The sequence below is a fragment of the Nocardia sp. JW2 genome (genome assembly GCF_051843015.1).
GTDB lineage: Bacteria > Actinomycetota > Actinomycetes > Mycobacteriales > Mycobacteriaceae > Nocardia > Nocardia coubleae.
Map to the genome: position 1 here is coordinate 64,044 of NZ_JBPXLK010000014.1, position 20,529 is coordinate 84,572.

Here is a 20,529-nt window from a genome sequence, read left to right on the forward strand (position 1 = left end):
ACGAGGCGGGATTCGCGGGTTGCGCCGGGTACAGGAGGCATGATGGGCGACGATGATTCCGCTCATCGGCACAACCACGACGAACGCGACGAGGCGACCCACCGCTGGGGTCCCGCCGCGCCATGGGAGCGTGGAATGAGCGGCCGCGACACCGACGAGCCGCAGGTGCCCGCCCGCCCCGGTGATCGCCCGGTCCCGCCGCGCCTCGGTCCCGTCGACCCGGCCCGGCCGCACCCCGCTGATCCCGGCCCGCAGCAGGGTGCCCGACCCGCCCAACCGACAGGACGACCCGTTCCCGGCAGCTCGGGCGAAATCCCGCGTGTCCAGCCCCCGCGCCAGCCGCCCCACGGGCCCGGCCGTACCGGCGAGCCGCCGTACCCGCAAGCCTTCCGGCCCGGCGAACCGAACTTCAGTCCATCGCCCGGTGAACCGCCGCACGCGCAGTATCCGCGCGATGACGACCCGCGTCATCGCCCCGGCGGCGAACCTCCGCGCGCACCTCATCCCGGCGAGTCGAACTACACCTCGGCACCCGGTGCTCCGCATCGGCCGCTGCCTCCCGTTGAGCCGAATCACCGTCCGGGGCCTGCGGATCCGCTGCGCGGGCAGCCACCGCGACCGGTGGACCCGAACGGTGCCGTGCCGGACGACGCGCTGCGCGCACCGGGACGTACCGGCGAAGGCCACCGTCGGCCCGCGCCTTCCGGCGAATTCCCGATCCAGCAGCGACCGGGTGGCCCTGGTCCGCAGCGACCCCAGCCGTACCCGGCCGACGGGCGTTCCGGGGAGTTCCCTCGGCAGCAGCGACCGGGTGCTCCACCGCCTCCTCAGGCCTATCCGGCAGACGGGCGTTCGGGGGAGTTCCCCCGCCAGCAGCGAACTGGTGGCCCCGGGCCGCAGCGACCCGCGCCGCCCGATCCTCGATCGGCCGCTCCTTATGGCGAGTCGTCGCAACCACCGCCGATTGATCCGCGAGTCCCCGGCGCCGGTGCGCCGCGACGCCCCGAACCGGGTCCCCCCGGCGAGTTCCGACCACCGGGCCCCGGCCTCGAGGGACGCCCGGGCGGCTTCGGCTCGGTGCCCGGCGGTCAGCGGGGCGAGTTCCCGCCCGCGCCAGGTCAGCGACCTGGTCCCACCGGCGTCGAGCCGGGGGACCGGCCAGGTCAGCAGCGCGGTTCGGCGGGCCCGGCCGGACCCTCGGTCATGGGCGGTCGCGGTCGCGTCGAGCACCCCGATGCGGGCGAGCAAGGGAGTCGCGGCGGACAGCCTGGCGTCGGCGGACAGCCCGCCGGCGGACAGCCCGGCGCCGGCGGACGACCTGGAGTCGGTCAGCCTGGCGGTGGGCAACCGCGCGGTCGTCGGGCCGGCGATGATGCACCCCAAGGTCCTGCCCAGCGGCCGAGTGGTCCACAGCGCCCGGGCCCCAGGTCGGGGGAGTTTCCGCAGCAGCGGGCCGCGGGGGCATCCGGGGCGATTCCTCGGCAGGCACGTCCCGAGGTGGATCCTGGGCGACGTCCGCAGGGCGGTCCGCCGCCGCGTGGGTATGAGGCAGCTCGACCGGGGCCTGGGCGTGACAGCTTCCCCGGGATGCCCGCGGCATCGAGCCGGCCCGGTGGTGACGCGATGCGGGCGGCCGAGCAGACCCAGGTGATCGCGCGCCCGGAGCGGATTCGCACCGAGAAGCCCGCGCCGCGTGACACGAATCCACAGTCGGCCAACGCGAAGCTGCTCAAGGATTCCGGGTCGATCGCCGTGGCGACGCTCGTCAGCCGGATCACCGGGTTCGCGAAGCAGCTGTTGCTGCTCACCGTGCTCGGTCCGGCGATCGCCAGTGCGTTCATCTCGGCGAACCTGATTCCGAACATGGTTGCCGAGTTGGTCCTCGGCGCGGTGCTCACGGCGATCGTCGTGCCGACGCTGGTGCGCGCCGAACAGGAGGACGCCGACAACGGCGCCGAGTTCATCCGAAGATTGGTGACCGCCGCCTTCGCCGTGCTTTTCGTGGCGACTGTCCTGACGCTCGCCGCGACGCCGATCCTGGCCAGCCACGTGCTCGTCGACTCCGACGGCAAGGTCAACACGTCGCTGACCACCGCGCTCACCTACCTGCTCGCACCGGCGATCCTGTTCTACGGCATGTCCGCGCTGTTCACGGCCATTCTCAACACCAGGCAGGCGTTCAAACCGGGCGCGTGGGCACCGGTGATGAACAACATCGTCGCGCTCGTGGTGCTGGCGGTGTACGCGCTCACGCCCGGTGAGATCACCCTCGACCCGGTGCGGATGAGCGACCCGAAACTGCTGGTCCTCGGCCTCGGCATCACCGCCGGTGTGGCCACCCAGGCGCTGAGCCTGCTGCCCGCCATCCGCAGGCACGGGATCAATCTGCGCCCGCTGTGGGGCATCGACGCTCGCCTCAAGCAGTTCGGCAGGATGGCCGCCGCGATCATCCTGTACGTGCTGATCAGCCAGGTCGGCCTGGTGGTGGCGAACAACATCGCTTCCGCGGCCGACGAGGCGGGTCCGGCGATCTTCGCCAACGCCTGGGCCCTGCTGCAGCTGCCCTACGGCGTCATCGGCGTCACGCTGCTCACCGCGATCATGCCGAGGCTGAGCCGCAACGCCGCCGCCGACGACACGCCCGCCGTGGTCGACGATCTGTCCGCGGCCACCCGCCTCACCATGATCGCGCTGATCCCGATCGTGGCCTTCATGACCTTGGCCGGCCCGGCGATCGGCGAGGCGCTCTACGGCTACGCCCGGTTCTCCGGTGACGCCGCCCGTCTCGGCAGCGCGGTGAGCTGGTCGGCCTTCACGCTGATCCCCTACTCGCTGGTGCTGATCCATCTGCGCGTCTTCTACGCCCGTGAACAGGCGTGGACGCCGACCTGGATCATCCTCGGCATCACCACTGTGAAGATCGCCTGCTCGGCGCTCGCCCCGGTGCTCGCTCGCGACAGCGACGACGTGGTCATCATCCTCGGCGTCGCCACCGGCCTCAGCTTCACCGCGGGCGCGGTGATCGGCGGGATCCTGCTGCACCGCAGCCTCGGTGATCTGCGCATGTCCAATGTCGGCCGCACCATCACCCGGGTAGTGCTCGCCTCGATCGCGGGCGGCGCGGTGATGCTCATCGTCGACACCGTGACCGGCCTCGCGAACGTCACCGGCGGCCCGGCCTCGCTGCTGCGGGTCACCGTCGACGCGCTCGTCCTGTTCTCGGTGGCGTTCGGGCTGATGCGTCTGGTCGGCATCCCCGAGGTGGTGGCGATCACCGTCGCCGTCTCGCGCAAGCTCGGCATCACCCCGCCCGCGCCGGAACTCGCGCTCGACGAGGACGCCTCGGCCGAGGACATCTACGCGACCACCGTGTTGCGCAGGCCCGACACCTACGCCTTCCCGGCGTACGGGCAGTCGATGGATACCCAGACCATGGTGTTGCCGGTGATCCGGCCCGGTGCTGTTGACATCACCGGTCAAGCACAGTTCCCGTACGCTGTTCGGCAGACCGATACGGGAGATCAGGCCGAAGGAGGACCGAGGGTGAGCGATGACGCGGTGGGCGGCGTCCCAGCCGCTGATTCTGCGGCGCGCGCCGCAGGAGGAAGGTCCACCGATGTCCGGCCCGACGGGGCAGACACCGCGGGATCCGAACACGCCGACGCGCCCGACGACAGCAAGAACCCGCAGGCAGACGGGTCGCCGGAGAAGAACGAACCGACCGAGGACCGTCGCGGTGCCGCGCCGCCGCACGATCCGACCCACGACACCGGCATGCTGCCGATCCCCGTACCGCCGCAGGACGTGCAGCGCCCGCAGCGCGGACCGAAGTTGATCCCCGGCGCGTCGGTCGCGGGCGGCCGGTATCGCCTGCTCGCCAGCCACGGCGGCGCGCGCGGGCTCAAGTTCTGGCAGGCCCTCGACATCAAACTCGACCGCGAGGTCGCGCTGACCTTCGTCGATGCCGATCAGAAGTCGGGTGAGAACGCGGGCCACGACGGCCCGCAGGCGATCCTGTCGCGCACGCTGCGCCTCGGCCGCATCAACTCGCCCGGCCTGGCAAGGGTCCTGGACGTGGTGCGCGGTAGTTCCGGCGGCATCGTGGTCGCGGAGTGGACGCCCGGCCGGTCGCTGCGGGAGATGGCCGAGACGGTGCCGTCGCCGATCGGTGCGGCCCGGGCCATCCGGGTGCTCGCCTCGGCGGCCGAACTGGCCCATCGCGGCGGTGGCTCGCTCTCGATCGACCATCCCGACCGCATCCGGATCAGTGCCTCGGGCGACGCTGTGCTCGCCTTCCCCGGCACGCTCGGCGATTCCGACGCCCAGTCCGATGTGCGTGGCCTCGGCGCCATGCTCTACGCGCTCATCACCGCGCGCTGGCCGATTCGCGTCGGCGGTGTCACCGGTACGGCCGCGACGATCGGCGGGCTGCGTCTGGCCGACTTCGGGCCCGACGGAACCCCGGTGGAGCCGCGCCAGATCCGGCCCGAGGTGCCGTTCGAGATCTCGGCCGTCGCCGTGCGGTCGCTGGAGTCGAACAAGGGTGTGCGCACCGCTGCCACCGTGCAGCACGTGCTCGAGCAGGCCTCGGTCGTCGACCAGAAGACCGATTTCATCCCCGTGCTTCGGCTGGGTCAGCGGGCGGTCGCGGCCGGTCCCGATTCACTCGCCGACCCGGAACTGCTCGCGGCCGAACGCGAACGCTCCAAGCGGATGATGTGGATCATGGTCGGGCTCGGCGTGCTCGCCGCGCTGGTGGTCGGCATCTTGATCTGGTGGATGGTGAGTATCTTCGCGCCCGGCGCGTCGGACAAGCCGCTGGATCAGCAGGTCAACATCGGGCTCACGTCGAGTGTGGCGCCGCCGAGCGCGGCCGCCGCGCCGACGGCCGACCAGCCCGCGCAGCCGTCGAGTGTGCCGGTGGCCGTCACCGGTGCCAGGGTGTTCTCCCCGGAGGGCACCCCCGACGGCGCCGCCACGTCGAGTGCGGTGCTCGACCAGAACCCGGAAACGGTGTGGCGCACCGACCAGTACTTCCAGCAGTTCCCCGCCCTCAAGAAGGGCGTGGGACTGCTGGCCACGCTGCCCGCGCCCGCCAAGCTCACCAATGTCTCGATCACCTCGCCCAGCGCGGGCAGCACCGTCGAGATCCGGACCTCGCCCACCGAGACGCCCACGCTCGACCAGACCCAGCTGATCGGCTCCGCCCGCCTCGGCGATGGGGTCACCGAGGTCCCTGTGCAGACCGATCAGGCTGCTCGCTTTGTGCTCGTATGGATCACCGGACTGGCGAATTCGGGCGGACAGTTCCAGACCGCCGTCGCCGACGTCCGCTTCGACGCCGCGCCGTAAACCCGCGCCGCAGTCCTTCCCACCTGCTATCTGCGCAGGTGGATGCCTATTTCGCGCTAGAACATCAGTGTTCATCGAACCGCGGTCCGGTTGGTGCGCAATTGTTATCAGCGATATGATCACCCCGCGCTCTCGGCAGGGAGCTACCCAGGATCTGTCGACGTCGGTCCTGGACGCCGCGTTGTAGTCAGGTGATGGATCGGCCTCGTTCGCCGACGTGAAGTCGCCGTAATGAGCGCTGTCCAAGGGGTCAGGTGTTGTCGCCGGAAGTCAACGAGCAAGTACGCGGGGGGACAACGCGCCAGGCGGCGTTCCGCGATCGCTCGTTCCTGGAGAACGGCAGCGACAAGGAACTCCTCGCCGCGCACGTACGCGGCGAACCGCACGCCTTCAGCGAACTGCTGCGCAGGCACAAGGATCACCTCTGGCAGACCGCGCTGCGCACGTCCTACAGCCGTGAGGACGCCGCCGACTGCCTGCAGGACGCCTTGTTGTCCGCCCATCGCACCGCCGAGACGTTCCGCGCCGAGTCCGAGGTCCGCAGCTGGTTGCACGCCATCGTCGTGAACGCCTGCCTCGACCGGATCCGGCGCAACAAGACCCGCCGCGCCATCTCCGTCACCCCCGACACCATGCCCGAGGCGGTCGAGCCACGCGATGCCTACGCCGACTACGAGCTGAACCTCGTGGTGAGCGAGGCGCTGTTCACCCTCCCTGACGAACAGCGGCTCGCCCTGGTGATGACCGAGATGGAGGGCCGAAGTGTGGCCGAAACCGCCTTGGCACTCGGCGTGGCGGAAGGCACGATCAAGAGCAGATGCGCCCGAGCGCGCGTACGTTTGCAAGAACGTTTGGAATTTTTCCGGGATCCAGGGAACCGGAGCTAGCCCGGATGCGTCATTAACAGTGACGAACAAGTCAGCGATGTACATGCTGCGATCCGAAAATCGACAGAACAGGGGAGGTGCGAGGTGGCTCGATCCGTGCCGCAGCCTCCGTTCCCGTCGGAACTGCTGGCCGATCTGCACGCCGACAATCTCGCACCGGAACTCCGCGAGCAACTGTGGCCCAAGGTCCGCACCGACCCGGACGCGCTGCGCTACCTGAACGATCTCGACGAGGTGAACGCCCGCCTCCGCACGCTGGCCGACAACGACGTGGTCATGCACCGCATGCCCGACGACGTGGCCGACCGCATGTTCCGATTCGTCGCCGAATTGGATGCGAGCGAGGGCCCGACCGAACGAATCACCTCCGGGCCCGCCATCACCGAACTCGACGCGGAAGACGGCCCGACCGAACGAATCACGTCCCTCCCGGCTATCGCCACCCCCGCCGCGGCACAGTCCACACCGATCTCGTTGGCCCAGTACAGATCCCGGCGCAGGATGGGCTTCTTGGCGGCGGCAGCGGCCACCATCGCCGTCCTCGCGGGTGCGGGCGCCGTCGTCGGCACCCTCGACAACACCGACGGCACACCGACGGCGGCCCCACCCACCGAACCGTCCGCCCCGGGCGACGACCTCACCGCGGCCGCCGCCCTCACCGCCCTCGGCAAACGCGACGTGCACGGCCCCCTCGCCGACGAGGCCGCCCTCACCCGCTGCGTGCAGGCCAACGGCATCGACCGTGCCGTCCTCGGTGCGTCGAGCATCACCTTCCGCGGCGACGACGCCGTACTCGTCCTCGTCAAAGGCCCCCAAACCCCGACCATCACCGCCCTGGTCGTGGGCACCGGATGCACCACCGGCGCCCCCAGCCGATTAGCCGTCCGCGACATCGGCTGACCTGCCCTTCCGGCCCCACACTCACCCGTTCTCGGCGCGTCCCCGCCTCTGGACTGACCGAAGGGTGCGACGAAGGAGTGCCCGCAGGGAGGGAAGAGGCGGGGGTTCAGCGCCGAGAACCGCGGCGCCAGCCGCCAAATAAACACAGGGAACAACACCGTTTAGGCTGTTGTTGACTCACACGTCCCAGCATTGCTTTTCGGAAGGGCCCCATGAGCACGCCAGTTCGCGACCTGATCATCGTCGGCTCAGGACCCGCCGGCTACACGGCGGCCGTCTATGCCGCCCGCGCCGAGTTGGCGCCCTTGGTTTTCGAGGGCACCCAGTTCGGTGGTGCCCTGATGACCACCACCGAGGTGGAGAACTTCCCCGGTTTCCGCGAGGGCATCATGGGCCCCGACCTGATGGAGCAGATGCGCGAGCAGGCCAAGCGTTTCGGCGCCGACCTGCGCACCGAGGACGTCGACGCGATCGACCTGTCCGGCCCGGTGAAGAAGGTCACTGTCGGTGAGGAGACCTTCGAGTCCTACGCCGTCATCCTCGCCATGGGTTCGGCCGCCCGCTACCTGCACGTCCCCGGTGAGCAGGAACTGCTCGGCCGCGGCGTGAGCGCGTGCGCCACCTGCGACGGCTTCTTCTTCAAGGGCCAGGACATCGTGGTCGTCGGCGGCGGTGACTCGGCGATGGAGGAAGCGACCTTCCTCACCAAGTTCGCCGCGAGCGTCACCATCGTGCACCGCCGCGAGGAGTTCCGTGCCTCCCGCATCATGCTCGAGCGGGCCAAGGCCAACGAGAAGATCAACTTCCGGCTCAACGCCGAGGTCGTGAAGGTCAACGGCGACAAGAGCGTCACCAGCCTGACCCTGCGCGACACCAGGACCGGTGAGGAATCCGAGCTGGCCGCCACCGGCCTGTTCGTCGCCATCGGCCACGATCCGCGCAGCGAACTGGTCAAGGGCCAGGTCGCGCTCGACGGCGAAGGCTATGTGCAGGTGACCGATCCGGGCACCGCCACCGATGTGGCAGGCGTGTTCGCCGCGGGCGACCTCGTCGACCACACCTACCGCCAGGCGATCACCGCCGCGGGCACCGGTTGCCGCGCCGCCATCGATGCCGAGCGCTGGCTCGCCGAGCAGGGCGACATCACCGCCAACACACTCGAAAACGCCGACGGCCCGGCCGCGGTGTCCGCCAACTGATTTCGCGTTCCACCCAGGCAGGAGAACACCCATGGCCGACAGTGCCAACACCATCACCGTGACCGACCAGTCCTTCGCCGACGACGTGCTGCTCAGCGAGAAGCCCGTGCTCGTCGACTTCTGGGCCGACTGGTGCGGCCCGTGCAAGATGGTCGCCCCCGTGCTGGAGGAGATCGCGGGCACCCATGCCGACAAGCTCACCATCGCCAAGCTCGACACCGAGGCCAACCCCGGCGCAGCCCGCGACTACCAGATCCTGTCGCTGCCGACCATGATCCTGTTCCAAGGCGGCAAGCCGGTGAAGCAGATCGTCGGCGCCAAGGGCAAGGCGGCGCTGCTGCGCGAGCTCGAAGGGCTCATCTGAGCCGCGATCGATCCGACAAAGACACCTCCCACCGGCCGACGCGCCGTAGGATGCCTGGACCCGGGATTCCCGTAATACCGCCCGGGTCTGAGACAATCGACGGACGCTCCGGCCGAAGGAAAGGGCTCTTACGCATGCACCGACTTCGTCACGGCGATTCAGGACCGGCCGTCGCAGAGGTTCGGAGCACCCTCGCAAGCCTCGGTTTCCTGCATCGCCAGCACGATTGGCAGGACACCGATGTGGTCTTCGACCGCTCGCTCGACTCGGCGGTTCGCGCGTTCCAGCAGCAGCGTGGTCTGCTCGTCGACGGGATCGTCGGCCCGGCCACGTATCGCGCGCTGAAGGAAGCCTCCTACCGCCTGGGTGCCCGCACACTGATCTACCAGCTGTCCGCCCCGCTGTACGGCGACGACGTGGCCACCCTGCAGCGCAAGCTGCAGGACCTCGGCTTCTACGTGCACCGGGTCGACGGCTACTTCGGTCCACACACCCACGAGGGACTCAGCGCCTTCCAGCGCGAGATCGGTCTCTCGGCCGACGGCATCTGTGGTCCCGACACACTGCGCTCGCTCGACCTGCTCGGCGCGCGCGTCACCGGCGGCAACCCGCATCGCATCGCCGAGGAAGAGGTGGTGCACCGGGCGGGACCGCAGCTCACCGGTAAGCGCATCGTCATCGACCCCGGATTCGGCGGTCCCGACAAGGGATTCGCCGTGCCGACGGAGTTCGGTGACGTGTACGAGTCGGAGATCCTGTGGGATCTGGCCTCGCGGCTCGAGGGCCGGATGGCCGCCACCGGCATGGAGACGTTCCTGTCGCGGCCGTGGGGCGCCAACCCGACCGATGCCGAACGCGCCGAGACCTCCAACGCTTTCGACGCCGATCTGATGATCTCGTTGCGCTGTGCGATGAGTGACAATCCGTCGGCGCAGGGCGTCGCCGGCTTCTACTTCGGTAATTCGCACGGTTCGGTCTCGATGATCGGGCAGGTGCTCGCCGGGTTCATCCAGCGCGAAGTGGTTGCCCGCACGTCCCTGCAGGACTGCCGCACCCATCAGCGCACCTGGGATCTGCTGCGCCTCACCAAGATGCCGACGGTCCAGGTGGACCTGGGCTACCTCACCAACGAATACGACGCCTCCATTCTCACGAACCCGCGCATGCGGGACGTGATCGCCGAGGCCATCCTCATCTCGGTGAAGCGGCTGTACCTGCTCGGCCAGGACGACCAGCCCACCGGCACCTACACCTTCGCCGAGCTGCTCGCCGAGGAACTGGCGGCGCAAGACCGGCTGCCGGAGAATTCCGGTCTGGTGTAACCATCGCAACGAAAGCGGCCCCGCAGATTATCTGCGGGGCCGCTTTCGTCTCTGTCGTCAGCGCACGCCGATGCGGGCGGGGGGCGCCATTTCCGCAGCTGCCAGAAGCTGATCGAGAGCGCGCTCGACGTCTTCCTTCCAGCCGTGATCGGAGTCGAGCTCGAGGCGCAGGCGTGGGAAGCGGTGATGCTGCGCTACCACTTCGAAGCCGACGTCCTCGAGGAAATCCGCGTCGATCATGCAGGTTTCCGGGGTGCACTGGGTAGCCGAGGCCGGGTCGCGCAGGGGAGCGGCGATCCGTTCCATCAGCCGCATCGACGAGCCGAGTCCGCGATCGGCCACCGAACTGGACGGCGGCCCGTTGCGGATGCCGAAGGCCTCGAGCGCCCGCACACCGCGACGCACCAGATCGGCCACCACGGCCTGCACCAGCCGGTGGGCTACATCGGATTCGTCATAGGGGAATTCGGCCTGCAGCGTGGTCAGCAGGATGGCATCCGGGCTCACGGGGGAGGTGGGGAACAGGGTCGAGCGCGGCACCGAACTCGGTGGCGAATACAGCGCGCACCCGGCGATGTTGTTGTCTACCTGTGCCACCTGCCCGCACGATCCCCATTCGAGCATGACCGTCGAGAGCCATGCCTCCTTCTCGAAAACCGGATCGCTGAAGGACTGGGAGTCGGCGGCCACGGCCGGATCGAGCTCCCAGAAAACACACCGCCGGGTATGCGCCGGAAGCCGATCGAGTCCGTCGAGGGTCAATGCTGTGACGCTGGTCGACACTGCTCTGTTCAGCCTCCAGCTGTCCGATTCGTCCACGCTCACGCCACATCACTATCCACAGTAATGCCGCCTCTTTCCGAGATGTAGAAAGGCTGGGAAGTCCCTGTCACAGTGACGTTTCAGGACTGGCTTGCTCCATCAGCGCCACAATGCGCTCGAGATCTTCGACGGAACCGAACTCGACAACGATCTTGCCCTTGCGCTTGCCGAGGCTCACCGTCACCCGGGTGTCGTAGGAACCCGATAGGCGTTCGGCGACTTCCTGTAGGCCCGGCATGTGGATCGGCTTGCGCTTCGGCGCCGGGGGAGCGACCTCCGACGGATTGCGGTTGGCCAGCGTCACCGCTTCCTCGGTGGAGCGCACCGACAAACCTTCGGCGACAATCCGTTCCGCCAGCGCCTCTTGCGCCTCGGCGCCCGCATCCAACCCGAGCAGCGCGCGGGCATGGCCGGCCGACAGCACACCGGCGGCCACCCGACGCTGCACCGGAATCGGGAGCTTCAGCAGCCGGATCATGTTCGTCACCACCGGACGCGAACGGCCGATACGCGAGGCCAGTTCCTCGTGGGTGACATCGAACTCTTCGAGCAGCTGCTGATACGCCGCCGCCTCTTCGAGGGGGTTCAGCTGCACGCGATGGATGTTCTCCAGCAGCGCGTCGCGCAGCATCGAGCTGTCGGCGGTATCGCGAATGATGGCCGGGATGGTGGCCAGGCCCGCTTCTTGGCACGCGCGCCACCGGCGCTCGCCCATGACCAACTGGAACTTGTCGACACCCGGCTCGAGCCGCCGCACCACGATCGGCTGCATCAACCCGAATTCGCGGATCGAGTGCACCAGCTCGGCCAGTGCCTCTTCCTCGAACACCGAGCGCGGTTGCTTCGGGTTCGGCTCGATCTGATCCGCGGGAATCTCGCGGTACACCGCGTCGCCGGGGGAGACCAGATCTTCCTCAGGCTCCGCAGGTTCGGCATCGGGAACGCGATGTAGGAACGCCTCGGCCGGTTGCGGGCCGATCGGGTTGATACCGATCACGCTCGCCGCGGAACTGCTGAGCCCCGGCGCCACGGCTGGCCCCGTCGGGATCAACGCCGCCAACCCGCGACCGAGACCGCCCTTTTTCGCCTGACTCATCGGCTACCGATCCCTTCCTCGTTCCAACACACCAGCACTACGACGCGCCCTGGACAACCTCGGCGCGCCCGGCGAGCTCACGCCCGGCGTCCATGTAGCTCATCGCGCCACGGGAGCCTGGATCATAATCGAGCACGGTCATCCCGTAGCCCGGTGCCTCCGAGACCTTCACGCTGCGCGGGATCATCGACTTGAGCACCACGTCGCCGAAGTGATTGCGCACTTCCTCCGCGACCTGGTCGGCCAGCTTCGTGCGGCCGTCGTACATGGTGAGCAGAACCGTCGACACGTGCAGCTCCGGGTTGAGATGCGACTGCACCAGCCCGATATTGCGCAGCAACTGACCGACGCCTTCCAGCGCGTAGTACTCGCACTGGATCGGGATCAACACCTCTTTGGCCGCGACGAGCGCGTTGACGGTGAGCAGACCGAGCGAGGGCGGGCAGTCGATCAGCACGTAGTCGATGTCGTATCCGGCGACGGCGGCATCGCGAATCGCGGTCTTCAACCGCCCCTCGCGCGCGACCATCGAGACCAACTCGATCTCCGCGCCGGCGAGGTCGATCGTGGCGGGAACGCACAACAGACGTTCGCTGTGCGGGCTCTGCTGGATGGCGTCGGTCACCGACACCTCACCGATCAGCAGCTCGTAACTGGACGGCACACCGGAGTGGTGGGCGACGCCCAGCGCCGTACTCGCGTTGCCCTGCGGGTCTAGATCGACGACGAGGACGGTCATCCCCTGATGCGCCAGTGCGGCGGCAAGATTCACCGTCGTTGTCGTTTTGCCTACGCCACCCTTCTGGTTGGCGATGGTGATGATCCGTTGCTCGCGGGGTTTCGGCACAGTGACCTTTCCTGGATGCAGAATCTGGCTGGCGCGTTGCGCTTCCGCCGCGATCGGGGTCTCGGCGGGGGAGATGTGCCCGAAAGGAGTATTCCCGAACGTCTCCGCGTCGAAGCTGCTGGAGTCCAGCATCCCCGGGACCCGCGACGTTGTTTCCCGTGAAACATTCGCCGGACCGCTCGACATAGATTGCTCCTAACCCGAGAACTTCAGATCACGTATCCCCGACGAACGTCGGCGCCGTGTCATCACAAACAAACTGCGTCGGTGGAGAACTCGAAATTCGAGGAGATGGACTCACTCGCGCCGACCCTCAATAGCTTGCCAGCACCGGGACCGTTAGGAAAGCTGAATCGCGGCACGCCGCACGGGACACGCACAACGCGGCACAGAATTCACTTCACCGACGCTTGTTTCACGGGAAACAACGTGTGATCACGTTCCACGTGAAACACCACACGAGCCAGTCGCCGTCGCCCCCACCGGATTCCGCATTCAGAACCAGGTCGCGACAGAGCATCGTTCACGAACCGGCTCCGTTGACGATCATCCACGGCGGCCGTCAAGGTATGGACGTGGGCCGCACTCCTGCACCCACCTCTTGCCATCCCAGTCGATACGGCGAAATTCAAGCCGAATCAGTTGCACCCAACCACCCTCGGCTCATTTCGTCACGGTACGAAACTCTTTGAGCCGCGCCAGAAAGCGAGCGAGGGCAATTCAGGAGTTGTTGCGCTTTCTCGTCTTCTTTTCCGCGCCGGCGGCTTTACGTCCACCACGACGGTTCGGGCGTTCGGCACGGGGGAGGAGTTCGGCGCTGATGACAAGGGTCGGGATCTCGACGATGCCCGCGCCGCAGCCGACGACGCGAAGATCGGTCGCGCCGTCCCGGATCAGCTCGGCACCGTCGCGTTCGAGTTCCTCGGCGGCGCTGGTTCCTTTTAGCGCGAGCATGCGTCCGTGGTCGCGGAGGAGGGGGAGCGACCAGTGCGCGAGTTTGGCGAGCGGGGCGACCGCGCGCGAGGTGACGACATCCGCGCCGCCCGCTTCCTTGATGACGCCCGACTGTTCGGCGCGCCCGCGCACGACGGTGACATCGAGTCCGGCGTCCTCGATGAACTCGCTCAGGAACACCGTCCGTCGCAGCAGCGGCTCCACGAGCGTGATGCGAAGGTCCGGCCGCGCGATGGCCAACGGGATGCCCGGCAGCCCGGCGCCGCTGCCGACATCGACCACGGACGCACCTTCATCGATCAGTTCACCGACCACCGCGCAGTTGAGGATGTGCCGCTCCCAGAGCCGGGGGACTTCGCGCGGACCGATGAGCCCGCGTTCCACGCCTGCGGTGGCGAGCGCCGCGCAGTAGCGGCGGGCGAGGTCCAGGCGGTCACCGAACAGCCGGGCTGCGGCAGCGGGCGGTTCCAGTTCGGCGGACAGCGCACCCAGTTCTCGTTCCACGTGAAACATCCTTCTCCAGTGGTGGTGATCGGGGCATGAATAAGGCCCCCGGTCCGGGACCGGAGGCCTTATTACTTCCTGCGTGGTCGCGGCGGTGTGAGCCTACTCCGGCACAACCACCACATGACGATTCGGCTCGACACCTTCGCTCTCGCTCGCCACGCCGTCGATCTCGGCAACGGCGTCGTGCACGATCTTGCGTTCGAACGGCGTCATCGCCGACAGCGCCTCGGGCTTGCCCGACTCGAGCACCCGCTTGGCGGCGGCCGCGCCCAGCTCGCTCAGATCGGCACGGCGCTGGGCGCGCCAGCCTGCCACGTCGAGCATCAGGCGGCTACGGACGCCGGTCGCCTGCTGCACGGCCAGGCGGGTGAGTTCCTGAAGCGCGTCGAGAACTTCACCATTGCGGCCGACGAGCTTGGTCAGGTCGCGGCCGCCGTCGATGCTCACGACCGCGCGGTCGCCCTCCACGTCGAGGTCGATGTCGCCGTCGAAGTCGAGCACGTCCAGCAGCTGCTCGAGGTAGTCGCCCGCGATCTCGCCCTCTTCGATCAACGCCTCCTCGGCGTCGTTCACGACGTCCACAGTCGTCGACACGGTGGCGTCCCCTCCGTCGGTCTGGGTCTCAACAGTCATTGGATTTCCCTCTATCCGGTCGCGTCTCAGCGCTTACGCTTCTGGTTCGCGCGGCCACGGTTACCCGGCCGCTGCTGCCCGCCGGGCTTGCGCTTTCCGCCGCCCTGCTTGGCCGACTGCTTCGGGGTGCCGTTGGTCGACGAGGTTCCGTTCGCCGAGGGCGACTCGTCGGCAGGTGCGTCCTGCTTCTTGCGGACGTCGACCGGCTTGGCACCGGGCTTGGGCGCGTTCTGCGCCCGCAGCTCGAGCTTCTTCTGCTTCTTGGCCTCTTCTTCCTTCTCCATCCGGCCGAACACCAGGTGCTGCTGTCCGTAGGTCCAGATGTTGTTGGCCACCCAGTAGAGCAGGATGCCGATCATCAGGAAGGGGCCACCGACCATCACGCCGAGCGGGAAGACCCACAGCGACAGCTTGTTCATGATGGCGGCCTGCGGGTTGGCCGCGGCCTCGGGGGTCTGGCGGGCGACGGAAGCGCGAGCGTTGAAGTGGGTCGCCACACCGGCGATCACCATCAGCGGGACGGCGACGAGGGCGATGCTCATGCGGGTGGGGGTGCCGCCCCAGTCCGCGAATGCCTGCAGCTCACTCACCGGCGCGGTGATGAACGCCGCGATCGGGGCGCCGAAGATGCGGGCGCTCAGGAACGACTGGACGTCGGTGGCGCTGAAGATGTAGTTGCCGATGTTGGCGTTTTCCTCGGCGGTCAAACCGAGCTGACCCCAGCCGTGACCGGTCCGGTTGAACGAGCGGAGCACATGGAACAGACCAAGGAACACCGGCACCTGCACCAGCACCGGCAGACAGCCCATGAGCGGGTTGAAGCCGTGTTCCTTCTGCAGCTTCTGCATCTCCCGCGCCATGGTCTCGCGGTCGTTCTTGTACTTCTTCTGCAGCTCCTTGATCTGGGGCTGCAGCTCCTGCATCTGCCGCGTGGTGCGGACCTGCTTCACGAACGGCTTGTACAGCACCAGCCGCAGGGTGAAGACCAGGAACACCACGGCGAGGCTCCAGGTGAGCCCGCTGTCGGGGCCGAACACGAAGCCGAAGGCTTTGTGCCAGAACCATAGGATGGCGGATACCGGCCAGTAGATGATGTCGAGCACGGCTCTAGGTACTCCCGTCGTTCGTATCGCCGATCAGCGCGGGCGATGACTTGGTGAAAGCATTCGACCCGCGCTCCGGCACGGGATCCCACCCCCCAGGGTGCCAGGGCGCGCATTTGGCCAGGCGAACGACCGTCAGTACCGATCCGACGACCAGCCCGCGGGTCCGCAGGGCGGTCACCGCGTACTCACTGCACGTGGGGGTGAAGCGGCAGATCGGCATCCGGGTGGGGGAGACATAAGTGCGGTAGAGCTCGATCAGGAAGATCAGCGCGTTCGCGGGTAACCGAGCGAGCGTGCGCATCACCGTTCACCGGCCGGGGTGCGACCGAGCGCGGCCGCCGGGACCCGCTGCAAGCCGAGCTTGCGGAGGCCGGCGCGCAGCTGGCGCAGCAACTCGACGGAGTCGGCGGTGGCCGCACCGGGCAGGGCCCGGATCACGACATCGGTATCGGCGGGCAGTTCATCGATCACCTGGGCGCACATATGACGCAGGCGGCGGGCCACCCGGTGGCGAACCACCGCGTTACCCACCGCCTTGCTGACAATCAGCCCGAACCGAGGACCGCCTACGCGGACCAGGGAATCGCCGTCGGCGACATCGTCGTACGTGTGCGTGAACGCGTGTACGACGAGATCTCGCCTCCCGATTCGCTGACCGCGGCGCACCGTGCGGGAGAAATCAGCACGGTGGTGCAACCGATACGGCTCAGGCAACACCCGAGCGTCCGACTACGCGCGATCAGGCAGTCAGTTCGGAGCGGCCCTTACGGCGACGCGCCGAAACGATGGCGCGGCCCGCACGGGTCCGCATCCGGAGGCGGAAGCCGTGCACGCGCGCCCGACGACGGTTGTTCGGCTGGAACGTCCGCTTGCCCTTGGCCACGGTCAACACTCCTCGAGTTGGTGGGCACCGGTGAGGTACCCGAAGTTTTCGGTGATTCGGATTCTGCGCTGCGGACCGCGGTCTACGCACAGAGTGCCTTGGCGATCAGCGTGCAGCGCACAGCCGCCACCGCGCCAAGGGGTGACTGTATGAGGGTACTGATCGCCCCATACAGGGTCAAATTCGGCCCACATGGGCGAAACGGTCGGCGAACGTCCGGCCCGGATAGGGTCGGGACGAGTACCTAGGTCCAGATTACCTGTTGGCCGTGTCCGGCCGTCGGCGGCCGACCTGCGGCGACACGCCCGGGCGTCACCGACGCGGACAGCAACTTTTCGTGAGTTCCTCCACACCTCTGGCGTCGCGGGCGCCTTGCGGCTAGCCTCTGTAGCCGGGGGATTGCTGAAGAACCGCAGGTCCAGCTCCTTTCACTGCCACACGCTGGCAGAATTCCTCTATCCCCAGGTTTGTCCACATCTGTGGATAATTGTGTGGAAAGACGGCCGGAGTGGCATATTCGTAGGGCCGACGGTGCCCTCGCCAAGTCCGATCCCGGGACCGCACGGCGTTCGAACCGGCTTCGGTTGTTCGCTTCGATCACGCCGATCGCACCTGGTCACAGGTGCTGCGCTGGCGTGCTCGGCGGCCGTTGGCCCAACAAACCGGTCCGGGGAGGACGCTGCATGGACGACGAGCAGAACGTGCTGGCCACAGTGTGGCCCGAGGTGGTCGCCGAACTCACCACCGGCTCGGCCGACGGCGCCATTCCCGCGGTGAGCCGAGCTCAGCAGGCGTGGTTGAAGCTGGTGAAACCGCTCACCGTCGCCCAGGGTTTCGCGTTGCTGTCCGTTCCGTCGTCGCTGGCACAGGAGGCGATCGAGCGCGATCTGCGCGAGCCGATCCTGCGTTCGCTCGGCCGCAGACTCGGGCCGCAGGTGGAAGGACTCGGTGTGCGCATCGCCGCGCCGAGCCCGGCCGCGGGGGAGCGCACGGGCAGTTCGCCCCGGCACGCCAGGATGACGAGCCGTCCGGAGCGTCCGCGTGAGCAGGTCCGCCCGCCCGCCGGCTACCCCGGCCCCGATTTCAGCGTGCCCGACTATCCCCAGCGCGGTGACTACGGCAGGCCGCGCTATGGCGCCGACGACTACAACGGCAATTCCGGTGAGTACGGCAACGACTATCAGCAGGCGCCCGAGTATCAACAGGCCCCGGATTACCAGCGCGAGGGTGAGTACGGCGGCAGCAGCTTCGGCGGCCGCGAGTTCCCCGCGCCTGCCGGTGAGTACAGCGAGCGGTCGGCCGGTGAGTACGGCGAGCGCGGCGAGTACCCGGGTCCGCGCGAGTACCCGGCCGAGCCGGAGTACCAGCAGCAGGGCGACTACCAGCAGAAACCGGAATACCAGCAGGCTGCCGAATACGCGAAGCCGCAGGAGTACAAGGCCGCCGAGTACACCGGTGACGATTTTCCGGGCGCCGATTTCGAGCCGACCGCCGTCTATCCCGTCCAGGATTTCACCAACGGTGAGTTCGCCGGCCGTCCCGACTTCCGTGGCGGTCGTCCCGAGCAGCGCGCGCCGGAGCCCCAGGGCAGGCGCGAGCAGGGCTCGTCGCGTCGTGAGCATTCCGGTCAGGAGACCCTGTTCGGCACCGATCCGCCCGCACGTGCGCCGCGACGGCCGCAACCGCAGGAGGAGCCGGCCGCCGCGCGCGTCGAGGAGACACCGGCCGATACCGCGCCCGAGCCGCCGCGCCCGGGGACGCCGGGCGCCCAGCCCGTCGACGACGAGCCGGTGGTCGACGCGCGCAACAACTGGCCGACGTATTTCAGCAAGTCGCCCGAGGCGCCGCCGCAGTCGTCGTCCTCGGCCAGCCTGAACGCGAAGTACACCTTCGAGACGTTCGTGATCGGCGCGTCGAACCGGTTCGCCCACGCCGCCGCGGTGGCCATCGCGGAGGCACCTGCCCGGGCCTACAACCCGCTGTTCGTCTGGGGCGCTTCGGGTTTGGGCAAGACACACCTGTTGCACGCGGCCGGTCACTACGCGCAGCGGCTGTTCCCCGGCATGCGGGTGAAGTACGTGTCGACCGAGGAATTCACCAACGACTTCATCAACAGCCTGCGCGACGACCGCAAGGTGGCCTTCAAACGCCGCTACCGCGAGACCGACATCCTGCTGGTCGACGACATCCAGTTCATCGAGGGTAAGGAAGGCATCCAGGAGGAGTTCTTCCACACCTTCAACACCCTGCACAACGCGAACAAGCAGATCGTGGTGTCCTCGGATCGTCCGCCCAAGCAGCTGGCAACCCTCGAGGAGCGGCTGCGGACCAGGTTCGAGTGGGGCCTGATCACCGATGTGCAGCCCCCCGAACTCGAGACCCGCATCGCGATCCTGCGCAAGAAGGCCAGGATGGACCGGCTCGACGTGCCCCACGACGTGCTGGAACTCATCGCGAGCCGGGTGGAACGCAATATCCGCGAACTGGAGGGCGCGCTGATCCGGGTGACGGCCTTCGCCTCGCTCAACGGGCAGCCGCTCGACCTGTCGCTGGCCGAGGTGGTGCTGCGGGACCTGATGCCCGACACCGCCGCGCTCGAGATCAACGCGGCCACGATCATGGCGGTCACCGCCGAGTACTTCAACACGACGTTGGAGGAGCTCACCGGGCCGGGTAAGGCGCGTCCGCTGGCCCAGGCACGCCAGATCGCCATGTACCTGTGCCGTGAGCTGACCGATCTGTCGCTGCCCAAGATCGGGCAGGCGTTCGGCCGCGACCACACCACCGTGATGTACGCGGAGAAGAAGGTGCGCAAGGAGATGACCGAGCGCCGCCGCGTCTACGACCAGGTCCAAGAACTCACAGCCCGAATTAAACAGCGCTCTCGCTGATTCCATCCACACCCTCGAACACCGCCCTGAGCTGGGGCGGTGTTCTTTTTTGCCCTGTGGAATCCCTGTGGAGTCCTCGAGGAATCCACCGGTTGTGCACCGGTTCACACACAGGCCTGGGGAGGGATCTGGGGAGCATCTACCCACAGGCAGTTGTGCACATCGTCCACAGGTTCCTCCACCAACAGCCTGTGAGTGCCACTGACCTGCGGCGGCGCCGGATCAGGCCTGTGGATTCCTCGAGGACTTCTTGTGGACTCCTCGAGGAATCCACCGGTTCGTCACCACCCTTGGTCAGGGTGTGAACAAGTGGGTGAAATCGGTGGAACAACTCGAGGACTACTCGAGGATGGATGTGGGACAACTTCGGGTGTCCACAGACACTCCCGATTCATCCTCGAGTCACTCCACGGTCATCCCCATGCCACCAAGCCCTCTGAGCTGGGAAAACGACGGAAGTCCACAGATTCCACAGTGCCTACTACTACTTCAGTTCTCATTCATAGAGAGATCTCTTTAAAACAGGGTGTGTGGAAACTCGGTCGGGGAGGCTCGGCTCGGTCGGTGGTTCACTCACAAGCAGGCAAGGACAGGAGGGGATGGTTCAGGACGCGCGGAACTCCTAGAGGGTCGATGCGGAGATCACGCGTTGTCCGGGTACCGTTTGGTTGTCGGCAGGTTGTGCGAGACTCAGTGCGCGGCCGACGCAGCACCTCAACTCCGCTGAACACACCCGCATACGGATTCGAAACTCGGAGAGGACAAA

At 67.6% G+C, this 20,529-nt stretch carries 16 protein-coding genes; 7 read left to right on the plus strand and 9 right to left on the minus strand.

The window, feature by feature from the left end:
* Positions 1-1,623 precede the first annotated feature (1,623 nt).
* The 6 genes from ACSVDM_RS20045 (at position 1,624) to ACSVDM_RS20070 (ending at position 10,024) form a co-directional block, all read left to right on the plus strand.
* Positions 1,624-5,352 carry a murein biosynthesis integral membrane protein MurJ gene (locus tag ACSVDM_RS20045; RefSeq protein ID WP_439267054.1) on the plus strand — a complete coding sequence of 1,243 codons (3,729 nt, stop codon included), beginning with the start codon at positions 1,624-1,626 and terminating at the stop codon, positions 5,350-5,352.
* A gap of 329 nt (positions 5,353-5,681) precedes the next feature.
* Positions 5,682-6,239 (plus strand): RNA polymerase sigma factor SigM, encoded by a 558-nt coding sequence (gene sigM / locus ACSVDM_RS20050; protein WP_439267056.1) that lies wholly within the window; start codon positions 5,682-5,684, stop codon positions 6,237-6,239.
* 96 nt (positions 6,240-6,335) lie between these two features.
* A complete protein-coding gene (locus tag ACSVDM_RS20055; protein ID WP_439266978.1) occupies positions 6,336-7,139 on the plus strand; it encodes a hypothetical protein in 804 nt (267 codons plus the stop codon).
* A 212-nt stretch (positions 7,140-7,351) separates the two neighbouring features.
* Positions 7,352-8,338, plus strand: a complete 987-nt coding sequence (trxB, locus tag ACSVDM_RS20060) for a thioredoxin-disulfide reductase (RefSeq protein WP_439266980.1) — start codon at positions 7,352-7,354, stop codon at positions 8,336-8,338.
* Positions 8,339-8,369: 31 nt separating this feature from the next.
* Positions 8,370-8,702, plus strand: a complete 333-nt coding sequence (gene trxA / locus ACSVDM_RS20065; protein WP_067495091.1) for a thioredoxin — start codon at positions 8,370-8,372, stop codon at positions 8,700-8,702.
* Between the two features lie 134 nt (positions 8,703-8,836).
* On the plus strand, positions 8,837-10,024 hold the full coding sequence (locus ACSVDM_RS20070; protein WP_067644024.1) for an N-acetylmuramoyl-L-alanine amidase: 1,188 nt from the start codon (positions 8,837-8,839) through the stop codon (positions 10,022-10,024).
* Positions 10,025-10,081: 57 nt separating this feature from the next.
* Here ACSVDM_RS20070 and ACSVDM_RS20075 read toward each other — a convergent pair whose 3' ends face one another.
* From ACSVDM_RS20075 to rpmH, 9 genes are all read right to left on the minus strand, one after another.
* A complete protein-coding gene (locus tag ACSVDM_RS20075; protein ID WP_067495097.1) occupies positions 10,082-10,807 on the minus strand; it encodes a hypothetical protein in 726 nt (241 codons plus the stop codon).
* A gap of 106 nt (positions 10,808-10,913) precedes the next feature.
* Entirely contained in the window at positions 10,914-11,942 is a 1,029-nt protein-coding gene (locus ACSVDM_RS20080) for a ParB/RepB/Spo0J family partition protein (RefSeq protein WP_067644027.1), read from the minus strand.
* Positions 11,943-11,979: 37 nt separating this feature from the next.
* Positions 11,980-12,975, minus strand: a complete 996-nt coding sequence (locus ACSVDM_RS20085) for a ParA family protein (protein ID WP_439266983.1) — start codon at positions 12,973-12,975, stop codon at positions 11,980-11,982.
* A gap of 534 nt (positions 12,976-13,509) precedes the next feature.
* Positions 13,510-14,256, minus strand: coding sequence for a 16S rRNA (guanine(527)-N(7))-methyltransferase RsmG (rsmG, locus tag ACSVDM_RS20090; RefSeq protein ID WP_356984759.1), 747 nt, complete (start codon positions 14,254-14,256; stop codon positions 13,510-13,512).
* A gap of 93 nt (positions 14,257-14,349) precedes the next feature.
* Positions 14,350-14,883, minus strand: a complete 534-nt coding sequence (locus tag ACSVDM_RS20095) for a protein jag (RefSeq protein WP_439266985.1) — start codon at positions 14,881-14,883, stop codon at positions 14,350-14,352.
* Between the two features lie 26 nt (positions 14,884-14,909).
* Complete coding sequence (yidC, locus tag ACSVDM_RS20100) at positions 14,910-15,986, minus strand: membrane protein insertase YidC (protein WP_439266987.1); 1,077 nt, start codon at positions 15,984-15,986, stop codon at positions 14,910-14,912.
* Between the two features lie 4 nt (positions 15,987-15,990).
* The gene (yidD, locus tag ACSVDM_RS20105) at positions 15,991-16,290 is read right to left on the minus strand and encodes a membrane protein insertion efficiency factor YidD (RefSeq protein WP_067495118.1); all 300 of its coding nucleotides are present in this window, start codon (positions 16,288-16,290) and stop codon (positions 15,991-15,993) included.
* A complete protein-coding gene (rnpA, locus tag ACSVDM_RS20110; protein WP_439266989.1) occupies positions 16,290-16,706 on the minus strand; it encodes a ribonuclease P protein component in 417 nt (138 codons plus the stop codon). Before rnpA ends, yidD begins: the two co-directional genes overlap by 1 nt.
* Positions 16,707-16,728: 22 nt before the next feature.
* The gene (gene rpmH, locus ACSVDM_RS20115; RefSeq protein WP_071932098.1) at positions 16,729-16,872 is read right to left on the minus strand and encodes a 50S ribosomal protein L34; all 144 of its coding nucleotides are present in this window, start codon (positions 16,870-16,872) and stop codon (positions 16,729-16,731) included.
* A gap of 683 nt (positions 16,873-17,555) precedes the next feature.
* On the opposite strand from rpmH, the gene dnaA reads away from it, so the two are divergent.
* Positions 17,556-19,763, plus strand: a complete 2,208-nt coding sequence (gene dnaA, locus ACSVDM_RS20120) for a chromosomal replication initiator protein DnaA (RefSeq protein ID WP_439266990.1) — start codon at positions 17,556-17,558, stop codon at positions 19,761-19,763.
* Positions 19,764-20,529: the final 766 nt, after the last annotated feature.

Bases quoted from the DNA above. Each gene is read 5' to 3' on its own strand.
- ACSVDM_RS20045 (WP_439267054.1), top strand. From the start codon at position 1,624: ATGCGGGCGGCCGAGCAGACCCAGGTGATCGCGCGCCCGGAGCGGATT.
- trxB (WP_439266980.1), top strand. From the start codon at position 7,352: ATGAGCACGCCAGTTCGCGACCTGATCATCGTCGGCTCAGGACCCGCC.
- trxA (WP_067495091.1), top strand. From the start codon at position 8,370: ATGGCCGACAGTGCCAACACCATCACCGTGACCGACCAGTCCTTCGCC.
- ACSVDM_RS20070 (WP_067644024.1), top strand. From the start codon at position 8,837: ATGCACCGACTTCGTCACGGCGATTCAGGACCGGCCGTCGCAGAGGTT.
- ACSVDM_RS20080 (WP_067644027.1), bottom strand. From the start codon at position 11,942: ATGAGTCAGGCGAAAAAGGGCGGTCTCGGTCGCGGGTTGGCGGCGTTG.
- ACSVDM_RS20085 (WP_439266983.1), bottom strand. From the start codon at position 12,975: ATGTCGAGCGGTCCGGCGAATGTTTCACGGGAAACAACGTCGCGGGTC.
- rsmG (WP_356984759.1), bottom strand. From the start codon at position 14,256: ATGTTTCACGTGGAACGAGAACTGGGTGCGCTGTCCGCCGAACTGGAA.
- ACSVDM_RS20095 (WP_439266985.1), bottom strand. From the start codon at position 14,883: ATGACTGTTGAGACCCAGACCGACGGAGGGGACGCCACCGTGTCGACG.
- yidD (WP_067495118.1), bottom strand. From the start codon at position 16,290: ATGCGCACGCTCGCTCGGTTACCCGCGAACGCGCTGATCTTCCTGATC.
- dnaA (WP_439266990.1), top strand. From the start codon at position 17,556: ATGGACGACGAGCAGAACGTGCTGGCCACAGTGTGGCCCGAGGTGGTC.